Source organism: Bacillus sp. NP157, from assembly GCA_018889975.1.
GTDB lineage: Bacteria > Pseudomonadota > Gammaproteobacteria > Xanthomonadales > Rhodanobacteraceae > Luteibacter.
The window spans coordinates 3,988,953-4,006,700 of sequence record CP076546.1 but is presented as its reverse complement, the minus strand read 5'-3'; the positions used below and the strand labels follow the sequence as shown (position 1 = coordinate 4,006,700).

General features: G+C 68.1%; 17 protein-coding genes. 6 read left to right on the top strand and 11 right to left on the bottom strand.

Going from position 1 to position 17,748, the window contains the following annotated elements:
* Window positions 1–66 precede the first annotated feature (66 nt).
* A complete protein-coding gene (locus KPL74_18285) occupies window positions 67–960 on the bottom strand; it encodes a LysR family transcriptional regulator (protein ID QWT19685.1) in 894 nt (297 codons plus the stop codon).
* 101 nt (window positions 961–1,061) lie between these two features.
* On the opposite strand from KPL74_18285, the gene KPL74_18280 reads away from it, so the two are divergent.
* A complete protein-coding gene (locus tag KPL74_18280) occupies window positions 1,062–1,928 on the top strand; it encodes an NmrA family NAD(P)-binding protein (protein ID QWT19684.1) in 867 nt (288 codons plus the stop codon).
* Between the two features lie 2 nt (window positions 1,929–1,930).
* On the opposite strand, the gene KPL74_18275 is transcribed toward KPL74_18280, so the two are convergent.
* From KPL74_18275 to KPL74_18260, 4 genes are all read right to left on the bottom strand, one after another.
* Window positions 1,931–2,410: a VOC family protein gene (locus KPL74_18275; GenBank protein QWT19683.1), complete on the bottom strand. Its 480-nt coding sequence runs from the start codon at window positions 2,408–2,410 to the stop codon at window positions 1,931–1,933.
* 21 nt (window positions 2,411–2,431) lie between these two features.
* Entirely contained in the window at window positions 2,432–2,611 is a 180-nt protein-coding gene (locus tag KPL74_18270; GenBank protein ID QWT19682.1) for a hypothetical protein, read from the bottom strand.
* Between the two features lie 66 nt (window positions 2,612–2,677).
* On the bottom strand, window positions 2,678–3,571 hold the full coding sequence (locus KPL74_18265) for a copper resistance protein B (GenBank protein ID QWT19681.1): 894 nt from the start codon (window positions 3,569–3,571) through the stop codon (window positions 2,678–2,680).
* Window positions 3,568–5,256, bottom strand: coding sequence for a copper resistance system multicopper oxidase (locus KPL74_18260; GenBank protein QWT19680.1), 1,689 nt, complete (start codon window positions 5,254–5,256; stop codon window positions 3,568–3,570). Before KPL74_18260 ends, KPL74_18265 begins: the two co-directional genes overlap by 4 nt.
* Window positions 5,257–5,384: 128 nt before the next feature.
* Between KPL74_18260 and ligD the strand changes: the two genes are divergently transcribed.
* Together ligD and KPL74_18250 are read left to right on the top strand one after the other, a co-directional pair.
* Complete coding sequence (gene ligD, locus KPL74_18255; GenBank protein ID QWT19679.1) at window positions 5,385–7,925, top strand: DNA ligase D; 2,541 nt, start codon at window positions 5,385–5,387, stop codon at window positions 7,923–7,925.
* A gap of 32 nt (window positions 7,926–7,957) precedes the next feature.
* A complete protein-coding gene (locus KPL74_18250) occupies window positions 7,958–8,854 on the top strand; it encodes an acyltransferase (GenBank protein QWT19678.1) in 897 nt (298 codons plus the stop codon).
* 54 nt (window positions 8,855–8,908) lie between these two features.
* Here the strand turns inward: KPL74_18250 and bla are convergent, their stop codons facing one another.
* From bla to KPL74_18230, 4 genes are all read right to left on the bottom strand, one after another.
* A complete protein-coding gene (gene bla, locus KPL74_18245; GenBank protein QWT19677.1) occupies window positions 8,909–9,736 on the bottom strand; it encodes a subclass B3 metallo-beta-lactamase in 828 nt (275 codons plus the stop codon).
* Window positions 9,737–9,809: 73 nt separating this feature from the next.
* Window positions 9,810–10,892, bottom strand: a complete 1,083-nt coding sequence (locus KPL74_18240; GenBank protein ID QWT19676.1) for a PepSY domain-containing protein — start codon at window positions 10,890–10,892, stop codon at window positions 9,810–9,812.
* Window positions 10,892–13,108 (bottom strand): TonB-dependent siderophore receptor, encoded by a 2,217-nt coding sequence (locus KPL74_18235; GenBank protein ID QWT19675.1) that lies wholly within the window; start codon window positions 13,106–13,108, stop codon window positions 10,892–10,894. The genes KPL74_18240 and KPL74_18235 overlap by 1 nt, the downstream gene beginning before the upstream one ends.
* Window positions 13,109–13,200: 92 nt before the next feature.
* Window positions 13,201–13,836, bottom strand: coding sequence for an HD domain-containing protein (locus KPL74_18230; GenBank protein QWT19674.1), 636 nt, complete (start codon window positions 13,834–13,836; stop codon window positions 13,201–13,203).
* Window positions 13,837–13,929: 93 nt separating this feature from the next.
* Here KPL74_18230 and KPL74_18225 point away from each other — a divergent pair, with 93 nt between their 5' ends.
* Window positions 13,930–14,907: a DJ-1/PfpI family protein gene (locus KPL74_18225; protein QWT19673.1), complete on the top strand. Its 978-nt coding sequence runs from the start codon at window positions 13,930–13,932 to the stop codon at window positions 14,905–14,907.
* A 21-nt stretch (window positions 14,908–14,928) separates the two neighbouring features.
* Here the strand turns inward: KPL74_18225 and KPL74_18220 are convergent, their stop codons facing one another.
* Window positions 14,929–15,549, bottom strand: a complete 621-nt coding sequence (locus tag KPL74_18220) for a response regulator transcription factor (protein QWT19672.1) — start codon at window positions 15,547–15,549, stop codon at window positions 14,929–14,931.
* 103 nt (window positions 15,550–15,652) lie between these two features.
* Here KPL74_18220 and KPL74_18215 point away from each other — a divergent pair, with 103 nt between their 5' ends.
* The gene (locus tag KPL74_18215) at window positions 15,653–16,468 is read left to right on the top strand and encodes a DUF72 domain-containing protein (GenBank protein QWT19671.1); all 816 of its coding nucleotides are present in this window, start codon (window positions 15,653–15,655) and stop codon (window positions 16,466–16,468) included.
* A 62-nt stretch (window positions 16,469–16,530) separates the two neighbouring features.
* Window positions 16,531–17,178, top strand: a complete 648-nt coding sequence (locus KPL74_18210; GenBank protein ID QWT19670.1) for a hypothetical protein — start codon at window positions 16,531–16,533, stop codon at window positions 17,176–17,178.
* 141 nt (window positions 17,179–17,319) lie between these two features.
* Here the strand turns inward: KPL74_18210 and KPL74_18205 are convergent, their stop codons facing one another.
* Window positions 17,320–17,748 carry a putative toxin-antitoxin system toxin component, PIN family gene (locus tag KPL74_18205; protein ID QWT19669.1) on the bottom strand — a complete coding sequence of 143 codons (429 nt, stop codon included), beginning with the start codon at window positions 17,746–17,748 and terminating at the stop codon, window positions 17,320–17,322.

Genomic DNA, 17,748 nt, shown 5'->3' with positions numbered 1-17,748 from the left:
CGCATCCCCGCATGTCGACGCCCCCCGTAGGAGCGCGCCCGCGCGCGATGCTCTTACCCGCCTCTCTCAAACAAACCCCAACGCACCAAAATGCAACGGCGACGCATCCCTGAAATGCTCCACCAACAGGTTCACGAACGCCGACACCTTCGGCGCCACATGCCGCTGCGGTGCGTACAACGCCCACACTTCGATGTTGCGTCCTTCCACCGCGCCCCACGAGACCAGCGCACCGCTGGCGAGGTCGCGCGCGATCAGCGACGACGGCAGCATGCCTGCGCCGGTGCCCTCGAGCACCGCGTCGTGCACCATCGCCATCGACGACAGGCGCAGGATCGTCGTCGGCGTCACCGCGAGGCGCTTCTTCCCATCGATCAGTTGCCACGTGCCGCCTTCGGCGACCGCGGGCAGCACGATCGCAGGAAAGCTCGCACCTTGCTTCGGCTTCGCCAACGCCGGCACCGCGGCGACCACGTAGCGGTCGCGCAGGAAGCAACGCCCGGCCAGTTCGGTGGTCGGCTTCGGGTTCGCGCGCACGATCAGGTCGAAGCCTTCGGCCAGGGGATCGACGAAGCGATCGTCGGCGACGATCTCGACCTCCACCGCGGGATACGCCGCGGCGAAACGCGCGGCGAGCCGGCCAAGGCCACGCTGGGCGAACAACACGGGCACGCTGATCCGCAGGCGGCCGCGTGGCCCGCCGGCGCCGGCGGCAAGGTCCGCGGCCACCGCATCGATCCGGCCGAGCATGCCCGCGGTTTCGCCATGCAGCAGCGCGCCCTCTTCGGTGAGGCGGAACGGGCGGGCCCCGCGCTCGACCAGGCGAACGCCCAGCGTGTCTTCCAGCTCGCGCACCCGCCGCGACAGCGTCGCCTTGGGGCGCGCCGTCGCCCGGCTGGCGGCACCAAAGCCTCCGTGGGTGGCGACGGCGATGAAGTCGGTCAGGGCCAGCAGGTCCATGGGTGTTCCACCAGTGGGACGAGACGTCTCGTTTCAGTGGCTATCGTACCGCATCCGAGACGCTCATCCTTTGCCCATTCCCAACGCAAAGGAGTTTCGCCATGAGCATTCTCGTTATCGGTGCCACCGGCCAGGTCGGCTCGGCCGTCGTTGAACGCCTCGCCGCCGCCGGCGCCGATGTCCGCGCGATGACGCGCAACCCGGCGTCGTACCAGGGTCCCGCCGGCGTACGCGCCGTCGCTGGCGACGCCAACGACCCGGCCTCGCTGCGTGCCGCGCTGCAGGGGGTCGACACGCTGTTCCTGCTCAGCCCCGTCGCCGTCGAAGAACTCAACCAGGGCCTGACCGTCCTGACCCTGGCCCGCGACGCCGGTATCCAGCGCTTCGTCTACCTGTCGGTGCTCAACGCCGAGCACTTCACCGACGTGCCGCACTTCACGGTGAAGTACACGATCGAACGGATGATCGAGCAGTTCGACCTGCCCGCCACGGTGCTGCGTCCGTCCTACTTCATGCAGAACGACACGGCGCTGAAGGACGTCGCCGCCCAGCACGGCGTGTATCCGATGGCCCTGGGCGACGCTGGCATCGAGATGGTCGACATCCGCGACATCGCCGACGTGGCCACGGCCGCCCTGCTCCGCCGTGCCCGCGCCGCCGGCCCGCTGCCGCGCGAAGTGATCGAGATCACCGGGCCGGAGGCGATCACCGGTACCTCGGCCGCGGCGACCTGGGCGAACGAGCTGGGCCGCGACGTCGTCTACGGCGGCAGCGACCTGGACGCCGCTGAGGCGGCCATTGGCCAGAACCTGCCCGCCTGGCAGGCCTACGACCTGCGCCTGATGCTGGCCCGGTTCCACCGCGACGGCATGCGCGGCAAGCCAGCCGCACGCGGCACCCTGCGCACGCTGCTCGGCCGCGAGCCGCGGACCTACGCCGCCTTCGTCAAGGAAACCGCGGCGCGCTGAACTCAGGTCGCGGCGGCTTCCAGCGCCGCGATGTCGAGCCGGGTCATGTGCATCAAAGCCGCGACCGAGCCCGGGTTCTGCACCAGCCGTTCGATGTCCGCCGGCACGATCTGCCACGACAGGCCGTACCTGTCGTTGAGCCAGCCACAGGCCTGGGTGGCGGGATCGCCGCCGGCGGACAGCTCCTCCCAGTAATGGTCGATCTCTCGCTGGTCGTGGCAATGCACGACCAGCGAGAGCGCCTGGTTGAAGGTGAAGGTCGGGCCGCCGTTCAGCGCCGTGATCGGCTGGCCATCCAGTTCGAAGGCGACCGTCATCACCGAACCCGGCGGACGCCCCGAGGCCGCGGACACTTCCTCTGAGTAACGCGTCACCGAAGTGATCTTCGAGTTCGGGAAGATCGAGACATAGAACGCCGCGGCCTCCTCGGCCTGGGTATCGAACCAGAGGAAGGGCGTGATGCGGTGGAAGGTGGCGGCCATGGGCGGCTCCTGCGTGGGGGTCTACCTGGGCGTCGATCCGCCAGCGGCGTTTTCGACATCCCCGTCGCCGGCATCGCCATCGCGCTTGTGCTGGGGATCGCCGGAGCCGGTGGTCACGGGCTCCGTCGGGCCGGGTGGCTGGCCGTGGCTGGGGTCGCCCGACCCGGTGGTCGGATCGTCGTAGGTATCGCGAGGCGGCATGGCGGCGCTCCCTGGTGACGGGTCCCTGAGCAGACCACCGCGGGCGTCAACGCCCTGTCCACTGGCCTAGAACCAGAGACGGACGCCCGCCACCCAGCGCCGCTCGGTGATCCGCCGGCCCTGCTCGCGGGCGAGGTCGGCGGTGCCTGCCGTGAGGTGTTCCCACGCCACGCCGACATAGGGCGCGAACGAGCGGGTGAATTCATAGCGCAGGCGCAGGCCTCCCTCGAGCGAGGACAACCCGGCGCGCAGCGCACGGTTTTCATCATCCTTGCCGTAAGCATTGGCCTCGAGCTCGGGCTGCAGGATCAGCCGCTGGGTGATCCGTAGCTCGTACTCGGCGCGAACGCGTGCTGCCGTGCGGCCGGACTGGCCTACGTAGGCAGTGGCTTCCAGCTCGAACCAGTACGGTGCCAGTCCCTGCACGCCGAAGGCCGCCCACTGGCGTTTCGGCCCCTCGCCAAAGTCGCTGCGCACGCCCAGCTGGGTATCCCAGAAGGTCGCGATCGCATGGTTCCAGAACAGCTCCGCGTCGCCCTCGTGCGGCCGGCCGCCCTCGCGCTCGCCTTCGCTGCGGAACCACAGTTTGTCGGTGTCGTTGCCGTAGCCGCCTTCCACCTCCCAGGACTGGCCTTGGCCACCCTGCCCGGCGAAGCTTTCCAGCCGGTCGACCAGCAGCTGCGCGTTCGGTGCGGTGTCGTCCATGTCCATCATGTCCATGCCGTGCATCGACGACGGCGCCACGCCATCGGACCAGTCGGGGCTGCGCGCATCCGCAGGCGCGCTACCGCCCTGCATCGGACCCATCGTCATGTCGTGCATGTCGTGTCCGGAAGCCGGCGGCGGGTCGGCAGCGGCCGGCGCATCGTGATGCATGGCCGCATGGTCCATGCCCTGCATCTCCTGCGCCGTGGACGCCAGCGGAAGCAGGACGACGAGCGCCAGGATGTAGCGCCTCACGACACCACCACTTCGCGGAACATGCCCGCTTCCATGTGGTAGAGCATGTGGCAGTGGAACGCCCAGCGGCCGGGATTGTCGGCGTTCACCGCGTAACTCACCTGCTGCGCGGGCTGCACATTGACGGTGTGCTTGCGCACCTGGAACTCGCCATCCGCATTTTCCACTTCGCTCCACATGCCATGCAGGTGGATCGGGTGGTTCATCATCGTGTCGTTGACGAGGGTGACGCGCAGGCGTTCGCCCTTGCGGAAGTGCACGGGCTTCGCCTGCGAATACTTCAGCCCATCGAACGACCAGCTGAAACGCTCCATGTTGCCGGTGAGGTGCAGTTCGATCGTTCGCGAGGGCTCGCGGGTATCCAGGGCGCCGCCCACCGTGTGCAGGTCGGCGTAGGTCAGCACGCGATGCGTCCGCTCGCGCAGGCCCACGCCGGGATCGTCGAGATTCGTCCGCGGCATGTCGACGCGCATGTCGACGCTAGCACCGTATTCGCTGCGTGCATGGTTCGCCATCGCCATGCCTGCGCCATCGCCTGCGTCGTCGGCCATCGCGCCCATCATGTCGCGCATCGCCAGCCGTGGCCGCGGATCCAGCGCCGGCACGTCGGCCTGCATGCCGACCCGCGGCGCGAGGGTCGCACGGGCGTACCCGGAGCGGTCGATCGACTGCGCGAACAGGGTGTAGGCGCGGTCTTCGCCGGGCATGACGATCACGTCGTAGGTTTCGGCCGCCGACAGGCGGATCTCGTCGACGTCGACCGGCACCACGTCCTGCCCGTCGGCTGCGACCACCTGCATGCGCAGGCCGGGGATGCGCAGGTCGAAGATCGAATTCGACGAGCCATTGACCAGGCGCAGCCGCACGCGCTCGCCCGGCGTGAACTGGCCGGTCCAGTTGCCGGCCGGTGCCGTGCCGTTGACCAGGTAGGTATACGTCGCCGCGGAGACGTCGGCGAGGTCGGTGGGATTCATCCGCATCTGGTTCCACATGCGGCGCATGGCCACGGCGTCGTGGAAGCCTTTCGCGCGCGCATCGCGGAGGAAGTCGACCAGCGTCGGCTGGCCACGGTTGTAGATATCCGGGCGGGTGCGCAACTTCGCGTAGACCCGCTCGGGGTCTTCGTCGGTCCAGTCGCTGATGAGGATCACGTGCTCGCGATCCGCGGGATAGCGTTCGCCGCCGGCAGGTTCGACGACGATGGCGCCATAGAGGCCGGATTGTTCCTGGAAGCGACTGTGCGCGTGGTACCAGTACGTCCCGGCCTGTCGTGCCTGGAAACGATAGGTGAAGCTCGACCGCGCGGGGATGCCGTCGAAACTCAGCCCCGGCACGCCATCCTGGTCGGCCGGCACGACCAGGCCATGCCAGTGCAGCGAGGTCGCCGTGTCCATCCGGTTGTCGACCTGGATGCTCACCGCATCGCCCTCGCGCCAGCGCAGCGTGGAGCCCGGCACGCTGCCGTCCACGGTGACCGCGCGGCGCGCACGGCCGGTGAAGTCCACGCTGGCCTCGTGCACGGCAAGCCGCAGCGCCGGGCCCTGCAGGACAGCCGCACGGGGCATGTTGGCCTCCGCGCGTGCCGGGCGCACGACGCCGGTGGCAAGGCCCACGCCGGCCACGGCCAGGCCCTGGACGAAGCGGCGTCGCGAGCGGTCGAACGGGAGGGAGCGTGGGCCAGGCATGCCGTGCAGTGTTCCGGTAACGAGCGTGGCCGTCGAGGGTAGCGACGCCACGCCTCGCCCGACAACTCTGGATCAGGCTCCGCGCGGGCTGCACGGCCCGTTCACCGCGGCGCTCCAATGATCCGGGCATGAGCCTGCAGGACTACCGGAAGAAGCGAAACTTCGCCCGCACCCGCGAGCCCGCGCCCGAAGGCTCCAGCCGTGCGGGACGGGCGATCTTCGTGGTCCAGTTGCACCATGCCTCGCGCCGCCATTTCGACTTCCGCCTGCAGGTGGGCGACGTGTTGCGCAGCTGGGCCGTGCCGAAAGGCCCCAGCTACGATCCGAAGGTGAAGCGGCTCGCCGTGGAGGTCGAAGACCATCCGGTGTCGTACGCCGATTTCCAGGGCGAGATCGAAGAAGGCTATGGCAAGGGCCATGTCGATACGTTCGATCTTGGCGTATGGGCCACGCAGGGCGACGCGGAAGCGCAGCTGCAGAAGGGCCACCTCGCCTTCGAACTGTTCGGCGAACGGCTGAAGGGCGCATGGCATCTCGTGCGCAGCGGCAGGAAGGAACGCCAGCCGGCGTGGTTCCTGATCAAGGTCGACGACGCCTATGCCAGCGACGTCGAAGCCGACGACCTGATGGATGCCACCATGCGCAAGAGCACCCAGCGCGCCGCGAAGACTCCCGCCACCCGGGCGGCGGCGAAGAAGAGCACGGCGCGGAAGAAAGCAGCCCCGAAGACGCGGCGCGCGTCGCCGGCGGCGCTGGCAAAGGCGGCGGCCGCGCTCGATGGCGCGCGCAAGGGCAAGCCTGGCACGGCCTTTTTCGCCCCCCAGCTGGCCCGCCTGCGCGAAACACCGCCGCAGGGCGATGGCTGGCTGCATGAGGTGAAGTGGGATGGCTACCGGATGCTCGCCGGCGTGGCCGGCGGCAAGGTCGAACTGTGGTCGCGCAATGCGCTGCCGTGGAACGAGCGCTTGCCGGAGATCGTCCAGGCCGTCGAAGCGCTCGGGCTGGACAGTGCACGGCTCGACGGCGAACTGATCGCACTCGACGCGCAGGGTCGCAGCGACTTCAACGCCTTGCAGAAAACGCTGTCGGGCGAGGCGCAGGCGCCGCTGGTCTACATGCTGTTCGACCTGCCGTTCCTGCAGGGCTTCGACCTGTCGAAGGTCGCGCTCGTCGAACGCAAGGCGCTACTGGAGAAGCTGCTTGCGCATGCGCCCGGCCACCTCGGTTACAGCGGGCATAACCTCGGCGATGGCGACGCGGTGTTCGCGATGGCCATGGAGCAGAAGCTCGAAGGGATCATCTCCAAGCGGGTGGATGGTGCCTATCACGGCGGCCGCAACGACGACTGGCAGAAGATCAAGCGACTGGAAAGCGACGAATTCGCCGTCGTCGGCTACACGCCGGCGAAGGGCTCGCGCCTCGCGTTCGGCTCGTTGCTGCTCGCCCGTCCGGGTGCGAAGGGACATTGGACGTACGTCGGCCGCGTGGGCACCGGCTTCACCGACGAGATGTTGCGTACGTTGAGCAAGACACTGGCGAAGGGCGGGGCGAAGACGCCGCCGGTCAGACTCGATGGCATCGATCCGATGCTGCGTGGCGCGCTGTGGGTCGAACCAACCGCGGTGGCCGAGGTGTACTTCCGTGGCATCGGTAACAAGCACTTGCTGCGCCAGCCGAGCCTGAAGGCACTGCGCGTGGACAAGGCACCGAAGGACCTCCGTGACAGTGATCGCGCGCCGGCACCGGCGCGCAAGCCTGCGGCGAAGGCCGCGAGGACGAAACCCATGGCTGGCGACACCATCACCATCACCCATCCTGACCGCGTGGTGTTCCCCGACGACGGCATCACCAAGCAGGACGTCGCCGACTACTACAAGGCCGTGATGCCCTGGTTCCTGCCGCCGATCGCCGACCGGCCGACGCCGCTGCTGCGCTGCCCGGGCGGCGTCGGCGAGCACTGCTTCTTCCAGAAGCACCTGATGTCCGGGCTGCACCACGTGGGCACGGCGAAGCTGAAGGAAGAAACCGGCGCACAGGCCGTGTACCTCTATCCGAAGGACGCCGACGGCGTGCTCGAGCTGGTCCAGTTCGGCGCCATCGAGTTCCATCCGTGGGGCTCGCACGTGAAGACCCCGGACAAGGCCGACCGGGTGATCTTCGACCTGGACCCGGGCGACAACGTGGCGTGGAAGCGTGTGGTCGACGCGGCGCGCATGGTCCGTGCCTTCCTCAGGCAGCTCGGCCTGGAGTCGTTCGTCCGCACCACCGGCGGCAAGGGCCTGCACGTGGTCGTGCCGCTGTCGCCCGCCGCCGGATGGGACACGGTGCGGACCTTCGCGCGTGGTTTCGCCGAAGCCATGGCCGAGGCGCACCCGCTGGAGTTCGTTGCCACCGCGACGAAGAAGGTGCGCGGCGGCAAGATCTACCTCGACTACCTGCGCAACGGGCGCGGAGCCACGGCGGTCGCCTCGTATTCGCTGCGCGCCCGCGCGGGGGCGCCGGTGGCCGTGCCGCTGCGCTGGGAAGACCTGGGCAAGCTCAGGTCCGGCGCCGACTTCACCATCCACAGCGTGCCCAAACGACTGGCCCGGCAGAAGAAAGACCCCTGGGAGGGCATCGACAGCCTGCGCCAGGACCTGGATGACGTGATCGAGCGGCTGGGCCTGTAAACTCGGGCATTCCGCCCCAGCCCTCCGAGCCCATGTTCGCTACGCTGCCCACCTTCCTGCGCGTCACGCTTGCCTGCCTGTTCCTGCTGGGCAACACGGTGCTGCACGTGACGCCGCTGCTCCTGTTGACCCTGGTCCGGCTTCTGCTGCCGGTGCGCCCATGGCGCGATGCGTGCGGCCTGGCGCTGGTGCACATCGCGGAAAGCTGGCTGAGCTTCAATGGCTGGCTGTGGGGCGCGTTCACCCGCACGCGCTGGACCGTGGAAGGCGTGGATGGGCTGTCCGTGCGCGAGAACTACCTGGTGGTGTGCAACCACCAGAGCTGGATCGACATCCCCGCGCTGCAGAAGATCTTCAACCGGCGCATCCCGTTCATGCGCTTCTTCCTGAAGAGCCAGCTGATCTGGGTGCCCTTGCTGGGGCCGGCATGGTGGGCGCTCGACTTCCCCTTCATGAAGCGCCATTCGCGCGAAGAGCTGGAGCGGCATCCGGAGCTGAAATCCAAGGATCGCGATGCCACCCGGCGCGCCTGTGCGAAGTTCCGCCACGTGCCCGTTGCGATCATGAACTTCACCGAAGGCACCCGGTTCACCCAGGCCAAGCATGACGCCCAGGGCTCGCCGTACCGCCACCTGCTGCGGCCGAAGGCGGGCGGCGTGGCCTTCGTCGTCGACGCGATGGGTGATGCGATCCGGCACATCCTCGACGTCACGATCGTCTACCCCGACGGGGCCGGCAGCATGATGGACATGATCGCCGGCCGGATCCGCGAGATCCGCATCCACGTGCGCCAGCTGCCGATCCTCGATGCCATGCGCGGCGACTACGAGAACGACAGCGCATATCGCGAGCGCTTCCAGGCCTGGATCAACGAGCTGTGGGCCGAGAAGGACGCGCGCATCGCGGCATCGCTGGCCACGCCGGCCTGACGAGCGCAGCGTCGGGCGTCGTGGCCAGACGCCGTCCCGCCCAGGCCAGCGCGCTTACTTGCGCGGCTGCCCCGTGGCCGCTTCTTCCTTGAGTTTCTCCTCAAGACGGTCGCGGCCCGCCTGCGCGTAGCTCGCGCAGGTTTCGCCTTCACCCTGCTCCGGATGCGGCGTCACGAGGATGTCGCAGGGCAGCGTCGCCACCCGGTCGAAGGTCTTGCGGTACGCCGCCACGTACGCGGGATGGTCGCTGTAGCGATACGTCGCCGACGAGAACGCGTAAAGGCTGTCGACATAGGCGATGTGTTTGCACACCGCGCCTTCGCAGGCATCCCAGGTCCACGCCGTGCCGCCCGGCGTATGGCCCGGCGTGATGTGCGCGGTGAGCTTCAGCGGGCCGACGGTGACGACGGTGCCGTCCGCGATGTCGCCCGTCGCATCGATCGCGGGATAGACGTCCTTGCCGTCGTTGACGTACTGCGGATCGTCCGGATCCTTGCCGCCCAGGCGCATGGCTTTGGCACCGGCCGGCGTCGCGCGCACGCTGGCGCCGCTGTCCTTCGCGATCCGTGCGATCGCACCGGCATGGTCGTGGTGTGCATGCGAGTTGAGGATGAGCCTGATGTCCTCCACGCGGAAGCCAAGCTTGCGGATGTTGGCTTCGATCAGCGGCGCGTTGCCGGTCCACGTCCCGTCGATCAGGATGTGGCCTTGCGGCGACGTGACAAGGATCGCCGACAAGCCCTTGCTGCCGACCTGGTAACTGTTCCCGTAGATCGCGTGCGGCGGGCTGGGTTCGCTCCACGCGGGCACCGGCGCGGTGGGCGCGTGGGCAAACGCGGGCAGGGCGGCTGACGCAAGAAGCAGGGGCAGGGTGCGGCGCATGGTCGGCGTTCCACGAAGGGGGACGCACAGGGTACGGGCAAGCCCGGCCACGAATGTGGCGTGGGGATGGCCGTCAGGCGTTGGAACGGCGACGCGTGCGCGCACGCCAGAACAGGAAGCCGGTGACCAGCAGGAAGCTCGGCAGCAAACCCGTGATCGTGGCGACGATGCGCCAGGCCAGGCCACCCACCGCGGCGGAATGGATCGGGAACAGCGCGTTCGACAGGCGGCCACCCGTCCCCAGTTTCGTCGCGTCCTCGCCGCCGATGACGCGGGCGTCGTGGCCGTCGATGAACAGCGTGCTGCGGCCGGCCAGGTTCCACTCGCCAGCGCGGCGAACGCGCATCACGATCGTGCCGGCATCCTTGCCGGGCAACATCACGCGGGTCAGCTCCGCATCGGGTGCGGCGGCCTGCGCGTTGGCCAGCACGGCGGCCCAGTCGACCGGCCCTTCCAGCGCATCGGTCTTCGGTGGCTTGGCCGGCGGGCGTTCGCCAAAGGCTGCGGTGAGACCGTTCCGCACCGCGCCGCGGTACGCCATGGTGGTACCGGTGCCGATCATGACGATCAGCAAGGGCAGGGCGACGACACCGACCGCGCGGTGGAAGCTGGCCCAGCGCAGCACGGGTGGATTCGCGTGTGGCTTCAGGTGTTTTAGTGCGCGCTGGCGCCCTGGCCAATACAGCCATGCGCCGGAGAACAGCATGAACAGGCCGGTGATCGCGACGACGCCGAGCACCGTTTCGCCGATCTCGCCGGTGAGCAGGTGGGTATGCCAGTCGAGCAGGGTCAGCAGGCCATCGCCGCTCTTGTGCCGGGTGAGCAGTGCTTTACCCGTGCTGGCATCGAAGTAGACCCGGTCACCACCGCGCGCCTGCGCTTCCCACACCGGTAGTTCCGCATCGGGAAGCGACAGGCCGCGCATGCCCCTGGCCTGCGGCGAGGCAAGGATCGCCTGCAGCGAATGAGCCTGGGTGGCGAGATCCGGCAGGGGTCGTTCGGCAAGCTCCGGGTGCCCCGCGCGCAGCAACGGTTGCTCCCACAGCAGCACGCTGCCGGACAGGGTAACCAGCGCCAGCAACAGGCCAAGCGAAAGGCCCAGCCACAGGTGCAGGGTCTTGAGGGTGGTGCGGAAGCGACGCGGGCGAGGGCTCATCAGAAGTCCACCGAGGCCTGGACAAAGTACGTGCGTGGCATGCCGACGTAAAGGCCGTCGTTATTGTCGGTGGAACGCGTGAAGTAGCGACGGTCGAAGACGTTCTTCACGCCGGCGCCGACGCGCAGGTTCGCCAGCGAGGGGCCGAAGGCGTACTCGGCGCGCGTGTTCCAGGTCGTCCAGCCGGGGATGTTGCCGAGGTCGCCGTTGGCCGAAGGCGCGGTGATGTACGCGGTCGGATTAGCCGGATCGAAACTGGGCGAGCCCGGCGAATGCTGGCGCGACTGCGAGAACGCATCGAGGTTGAACGTCCACGCCGCCACGGCATAGCGCAGGCCGAGGTTGGCCGTGCGTCGCGAATAGAAGGGCAGGTCCTTGCCTTCGAACGAACCGTGCTTGTAGATCGCGTGCGTGTACGTCGCCGTGCCCCACAGGGTCAGGCCGTCCAGTGCATCGGCGAAGGAGCCGAGGTCGACGTGCGCCGAGGTTTCCACGCCCTTGTGCGTGGTCGCGCCCAGGCTGGTCCAGCCTTCGTACGAATCCGGCACGTTGGGCAGCTTGCCGACCAGCTGCAGCTCGTGGTCGAAGTTGATCCGGAACAGGCTGACTTCGCCGCCCCACGCCTTCGTGTCGTAGCGCGTGCCGATTTCATAGGTGCGCGCGAGTTCCGGCTCGAGGCCCTGGGCGAACTGCCCGGTCGAATCCTTCTGCCCGATCTGGAAATACTGCAAGGAACCGAACGAGGTTTCCGCGTTGGCGTAGAGCTTCCACGCGTCGCTCAGGTGATACATGACGTTGAGCGACGGCAGCGGCCTGGAGTAATCCTCGCGGCGCGCGGTCGGCCCCTTCACGATCACCGTGCTGCTCGGGTGCGCTTCCCACTGGCTGCGGATGCGCTCGTAACGCAGGCCGGGCGTGATCGTCCAGTTGCCCGCGTTGATCGCGTCGTCGATGTACAGCGCGTGCGCTTCGTTGCTGCCGGTGTTGTTGCCCGACAGCACGTACGGACCGTTGTACGGATCGCCGGTGAACGGCGTGTACCAGAGGTTCGAGGTGAACTTGTTGTTGCGGTCGGTGCGCTCGTGCATCGCTTCGTTGGTGTAGCGATAGCCGATGCCGATCTCGTGCGTCACCTGGCCCCAGTCGAACAGCTGCGAATAGCGCGGCTCGATCGCGAACACGTGGTAGTTGCGCGGATACGCGTTGAGCTGGTGGGTGTAGCTGCCGTTCGGGTTCTGCGTGATCGTTTCGATATGGCTGCCGCGGAAACTGTCCGAGTAATACGACTGCACCTCGAACGAACGGCGGTCTTCCACGTGGCTGTACTTCACCACGTAGTCGGTGCGGCGTCCGTGGAAATCGTCGTAGGGACGGCGCGCCTGGAACGGGTCGGCGTCGTAGTCGGCCTGGGTGAGGCCGCCTGGCATGCCGGCCTGGCCATCGTAATGATGGATGCTGCCGGTGAGCGTGTCGTCGCTGCCGATGGCGTACTTCGCCTTCAGCATGACGTCGTCGATGCTTTCGTTGTCTTCGTGCTCGCGGTAGCCCGGGCCGTGCAGGCCGTTGTAGAGGAGCGCGAGGCCCAGGCCCTTGTCGGTGGTGCCGCCGACGAAGGCCGTGGTGTTGGTGCGAATCCCGCCGTGCTCGCTGCCCTGGAACTGCACGCCGGCGCTGCCGCCGAAGGTTTCCGGGATGTCGCGGGTGACGAAGTTGATGATGCCGCCGACGTTCTGCGGCCCATAGCGCACCGAACCGCCGCCGCGGACGACGTCGACCGCCTGCAGGTTGCCCAGCCCGACCGGTGCCATCGATACCTGCGGCTGGCCATACGGGGCCACCGCCAGCGGCACGCCATCCAGCAGGATGGTCGAGCGCGGCGACAGGCGCGAGGTCAGGCCACGCACGCCCACGTTGAGCGACACGTCGCTGCCGCCGGTGCCGTTGCTTTCCTGGACCTGGACGCCGGGGATCCGGCGCAGGGCGTCGCGCAGGTTGGTCGCACCCGCTTCGCGCAGCTCTTCGCGGCGGACCACCGTACGCGCGCCCGGGTGGTCCTGGACCACGTTGGCTTTCGCATCGCCGAGCCAGTCACCGACGACCTTCACGCCTTCGAGGTTGGTGGAGGCCGGCGGCGGCGTGGCGTCCTGGCCGGACGCGGCGTGCGCGGCGAAGACGCCGGCCAGCGCGAGGGCGAGGGCGGTGGGACGGACGGACATGCGGGCGCCTTGGGGAACTGCGAGGGGCGCCTATCGTAAATGCGACTGATTATCAGATCAAATCCGTCATCCCTCGGTCCGGCACGAAATGCTCAGGTCGGCCAGCGATTGCCCAGGATGCACTCGCAGAAATTGCCGCGATGGAAATGCGGTTCCTTGTAGGCCATGACGTCGGCCTTGACGTTGCCGAAGGTCGTTTCCGGCTTGCCGCGCACGCCCTGGTAGAACGCGTCGATGATCCCCTCCTTGAACGCCGGGCCGCGCGGATGCGCCGCGGCGACGGCCTCGCGGTCCAGCGTGGCCACGTTGCCGAAGCCGAGGCCCAGCACGTCCATCTCGACGCCCGCGGTGACCAAAGCGATCTCCGGCTTCATGAATTCCGGGATGCCGGGCGTGGTGTGCAGCGCGATCGATGCCCAGACCACGTCGACGTCGGCTTCGGGGATGCCACGGGCACGCAGGAAGGCCTGGGCGACGTTGGCGCCGTCGACCTCGAAGCGCTTGTCCGGGCTCGCATGCGCCGGGACCAGGCCCATGTCGTGGAACATGGCGCCGGCATAGAGCAGCTCCGGATCGAACGCGAGGCCTTTCGCCTTGCCGGTCAGCGCGCCGAACAGGAAGACGCGGCGGGAATGGTGGAACAGCAGCTCGGTTTCGCTATCGCGGACCAGCTCGGTGATCTCGCGCGCCAGCTGGCTGTCGGGGATACCTGCGATCGTGGTGGTCATGGCCGTGCCTGTCAGGAAGGTAGGGTTATTTCACGCCACGCCCGGACCGTCCTTATTTGACACGAAGTAGCCAAACCTGCCAGATTGCACCCCATGCGGCCGTCCCTGCCCCTGATCATCACCCTGCTTGCCCCACCGGGGGTGCAGATGCTCGACGTGTCCGGCCCCGCCGACGTGTTCGCCGAGGCCAACCGCCAGCTTGGCCGCGAGGCCTACAAGGTGCTCACGGTCGGCACCGCGCCGCTTGCCGTGGCGGCCTCCTCCGGCATGCGCTTCCTGCCCGACCGCAGCATCCTCGACGACATCGACGCGCTCGATACGCTGCTGGTCGCCGGCTCGCCCGACCTGGCCAACGCCGCGTCCGAGCCACGCACGCTGGACTGGCTGCGCCGGCATGCGGCCCGTGCGCGACGCTATGGCTCGATCTGTAGCGGCGCCCTGCTGTTCGCGCAGACCGGCCTGCTCGACGATCGCCGGGTCACCACGCACTGGAAGGTCGCCGAACTGCTTGCCCAGCGCCATCCGGCGCTCACCGTCGAAGCCGATGCCTTCGTCATGCGCGATGGGCCCGTGTGCACGGCCGCCGGGGTCACCGCCGGCATGGACCTGGCCATCGATCTGGTCGAAGAAGACTTCGGCCGTGACCTCGCCATGGCGATCGCCGCCGAGCTGGTGGTGTTCTACCGCCGGCCCGGCGGGCAGATGCAGTTCAGTCGCCACGGCCAGGCGGCGCCGGCCGGCCGCGGCGCCCTGCAGGAACTGCAGCGCTACGTCGCCGCGCATCCCGGCGAAGGCCACAGCGTCGCCTCGATGGCCGAGCGCGTGGGCATGAGCGCCCGGCACTTCGCCCGTGTGTTCCATCACGACGTGGGCATGACGCCCGCGGAGTTCGTCGAAAACATGCGCGTCGAGGCGGCCCGCCGCTGGCTGGAAGAAGGCCAGGACACGCCCAAGCGGGTGGCGGCGAAGCTCGGTTACGCGGATGCGAACGGGCTGCGCCGCGCCTTCATGCGCAAGCTGGGGGTCACGCCGGCGGAGTATCGGAAGCGCTACGCGCACGCACGCGGCTGAGGCCGGTGCGCGGGGTGCGCCTCACAGGTCGATGATGCCGCGGCGTAGCGCGATGGCGACCGCATGGGTGCGATCGTTCGCCTGCAGCTTGGCGAGGATGCTTTTCATGTGCGCCTTGACGGTTTCCTCGGCGATGCCGAGCAGCAGCGCGACATCGCGGTTGGCGGCGCCGGTGGCGACATGGATGAGCACCTGGGTCTCACGCGGGGTCAGCTCGTCGTCGTTGGCATGCCCGGCCATCTCGTGCGCGATTTCGTCGGGGATGCGGCGCTTGCCCTCCATCAGCTGGGCGATGGTGTTGAGCATGTCCTTGCGCAGTTCGCTTTTCAGCAGGTAGCCCTGTGCGCCCGCGCGGAACGCACGCAGCGCCTGCACGTCGCCGCGATACGTGGTGAGCACGAGGATCCGCGCGTCGGGGAATTCCGCACGAATCGCTTCGATGGCGGCAATGCCGCCCATGCCGGGCATCTGCAGGTCCATCAGGGTCAGGTCCGGGCGCAGCGCGCGATAGCGGAGCACCGCTTCCTCGCCCGTGCTCGCCTCAGCCACCAGTTCCAGGCCGGGCTGGCCTTCGAGCACCGCCGCGATGCCTTCGCGCAGCAGCGGGTGGTCGTCGACGGTCATGATCCGGATGGTGGGCATGGATGGCGCATGGCAGGGTACGGGCCGCGAGTATGGCCGATCCATGCCGTGGCGGCATGTAACGACATGCCCTCCACCCCACGCCTGCCAGCATAGGGACACCATGGCACCACGACGCAAAGCCCACGGCATCATCCGCACCGGCATGGGGGGTTGGACCTTCGCGCCCTGGCGCGGGGTGTTCTATCCCGACGGCCTCGTGCAGAAGCGCGAGCTGGAATACGCCAGCGGCAAGGTCAGCGCCATCGAGATCAATGGCACCTATTACCGCGCGCCGTCGGCGGCGATCTACCGGCAGTGGGCCGCGACGGTGCCGGATGGCTTCGTCTTCTCGGTGAAGGCGCCGCGGCACATCGTGCAGACGAAGCTGCTCGGGACCACCGGCGAGCGGATCGGGCGCTTCCTCGAAGGCGTGGTGGCGCTCGGCGACCGGCTTGGCCCCGTGCTGTGGCAGTTCCTGCCCACGCGTGTGTTCGACCCGGATGACATCGCCGCCTTCCTCGACCTGTTGCCGGCATCGGTGGGTGGCGTGGCGCTCCGCCACGCCGTGGAGGTACGCCACGAGAGTTTCCGCGACCCGCGCTGGGTCGCGCTGGCGCGCAAGCATGGCGTGGCGACCGTCTACACCGATTCGCCCGACCATCCCAACCTGGCCGACCTGACCGGACCGTTTGCCTATGCCCGGCTGATGCGCAGCCAGTCCAGCCGCACGAACGGCTATACCGCGAAAGGGCTGCAGGACATCGCGGCCCAGGCCAGCGCATGGGCGGCGGGCGACGACCCCGCGGCATTGCCTCACGTGGACAAGCCCCTGGCCGGTGGCAAGCCACGGGATGTGTTCGTGTTTTTCATTTCGGCGGCCAAGGAACGCAACCCGGCGGCCGCCATGGCGCTCGGCAAGCTCGTCAAGCCCGCATAATCGCCATCGTCGAACCAGACGCACCACCGCACTCCGCACTTCCGATACTGCACGGGAATTCCATGGACCGACTTATCCAGAACACGCTCGCCGACCTTTTCGCCGACCATGGCGTCGGCCTCGAAGCCGACGAAGACTGGCTGCTTACCGAAGGCGACGATTTCCCTGCCATTCGCGGCATCTGGCACGAAGGCAAGGACGGTGGCATGGGCCGCCTCGACCTGGACATCGTGCTGGACGAAGAGCGCACGATCGAGGAAAGCTTCGGTGGCGTCGGCGCCGGCAAGGCCGGTTGCCGCGATGCGCTGGACAGCTTCGCCCGCAACGATTTCCACGTCGTGCTCGCCGCCTGCTGGCACGTGGTCAACAAGGAACGGCTGGCAGTGCGTGAGCTGACTGCGGGCGCGCATCGCTTCACCGCCTACGTTGGCGACTTCACGCTGCGCGGCGACAACGACGACACGCTGGAGATTCCCGAAGACGCGCTTTCCGCGCTGGATGCCGCCATCGCGACGGCACCGCTGACTGCCGACGTGCACTGGATCCGCGTGTTCTACGGCAACGTCGGCGACGGCAAGACCCAGGTCGAGGTGCTGCTCGACAACGAACCCTGGGCTGCCGGGCACAAGGCCGTCGCCTCGGTCGAGTGGCCGCAGCGCGACCGTTACTACAGCTTGCGCAACTTCATCGCGCTGGTGCCGATGGACTGATGCCGATGCACCATTCGCGCGCAGGCGCGCTCCTACACGGGTTGCGGTGTCAGTACCTGTAGGAGCGCGCCTGCGCGCGAATGGGATCGCGGTGATCCGTACCTGTAGCAGCGCGCCTGCGCGCGAATGGGATCGCGACGATCAGTCGGCGTCGCGGAAGGCGGGCCACTCTTCAGGGCGCATGATGTCGAACAGGCCTTCGCGCTTCGTCCGGCTGGCCAGGCGCAGCACTTCGGCGTCGCGCGAGAACAGGATCGACGCGCCGGCCGACGAGGCCAGCTCGAGGAATTTCTGGTCGTCCGGATCGCGGCAACGCGGCGGTGATTTTTCACACGCCTTCTTCGGCAGGACGCGCACCAGCGCGTTGAAGCGCGAGATCGCTTCGACGCGCTGGCCTTCCTCGAGCTTCAACGCCGGATAGTCGAGCACGGCAAGCCACTCGTCGCGGCAATCCTCGCGGGTCACCGCTTCCACTTCGCCCTGCTCGATGGCGGCAAGCAACACCGCGGCTCGCGGATCGGAAAAAACGAACGCGTCGAGGCACACGTTCGTGTCGAGCACCACCCGCAA

Excerpts from the sequence above, each read along its gene's own strand:
- KPL74_18235 (QWT19675.1), bottom strand. The coding sequence starts at position 13,108 with ATGTCCGTCCGTCCCACCGCCCTCGCCCTCGCGCTGGCCGGCGTCTTC.
- KPL74_18285 (QWT19685.1), bottom strand. The coding sequence starts at position 960 with ATGGACCTGCTGGCCCTGACCGACTTCATCGCCGTCGCCACCCACGGA.
- KPL74_18270 (QWT19682.1), bottom strand. The coding sequence starts at position 2,611 with ATGCCGCCTCGCGATACCTACGACGATCCGACCACCGGGTCGGGCGAC.
- KPL74_18260 (QWT19680.1), bottom strand. The coding sequence starts at position 5,256 with ATGCCTGGCCCACGCTCCCTCCCGTTCGACCGCTCGCGACGCCGCTTC.
- KPL74_18215 (QWT19671.1), top strand. The coding sequence starts at position 15,653 with ATGGCACCACGACGCAAAGCCCACGGCATCATCCGCACCGGCATGGGG.
- KPL74_18220 (QWT19672.1), bottom strand. The coding sequence starts at position 15,549 with ATGCCCACCATCCGGATCATGACCGTCGACGACCACCCGCTGCTGCGC.
- bla (QWT19677.1), bottom strand. The coding sequence starts at position 9,736 with ATGCGCCGCACCCTGCCCCTGCTTCTTGCGTCAGCCGCCCTGCCCGCG.
- KPL74_18240 (QWT19676.1), bottom strand. The coding sequence starts at position 10,892 with ATGAGCCCTCGCCCGCGTCGCTTCCGCACCACCCTCAAGACCCTGCAC.
- KPL74_18250 (QWT19678.1), top strand. The coding sequence starts at position 7,958 with ATGTTCGCTACGCTGCCCACCTTCCTGCGCGTCACGCTTGCCTGCCTG.
- KPL74_18210 (QWT19670.1), top strand. The coding sequence starts at position 16,531 with ATGGACCGACTTATCCAGAACACGCTCGCCGACCTTTTCGCCGACCAT.
- KPL74_18225 (QWT19673.1), top strand. The coding sequence starts at position 13,930 with ATGCGGCCGTCCCTGCCCCTGATCATCACCCTGCTTGCCCCACCGGGG.
- KPL74_18275 (QWT19683.1), bottom strand. The coding sequence starts at position 2,410 with ATGGCCGCCACCTTCCACCGCATCACGCCCTTCCTCTGGTTCGATACC.
- KPL74_18230 (QWT19674.1), bottom strand. The coding sequence starts at position 13,836 with ATGACCACCACGATCGCAGGTATCCCCGACAGCCAGCTGGCGCGCGAG.
- ligD (QWT19679.1), top strand. The coding sequence starts at position 5,385 with ATGAGCCTGCAGGACTACCGGAAGAAGCGAAACTTCGCCCGCACCCGC.
- KPL74_18280 (QWT19684.1), top strand. The coding sequence starts at position 1,062 with ATGAGCATTCTCGTTATCGGTGCCACCGGCCAGGTCGGCTCGGCCGTC.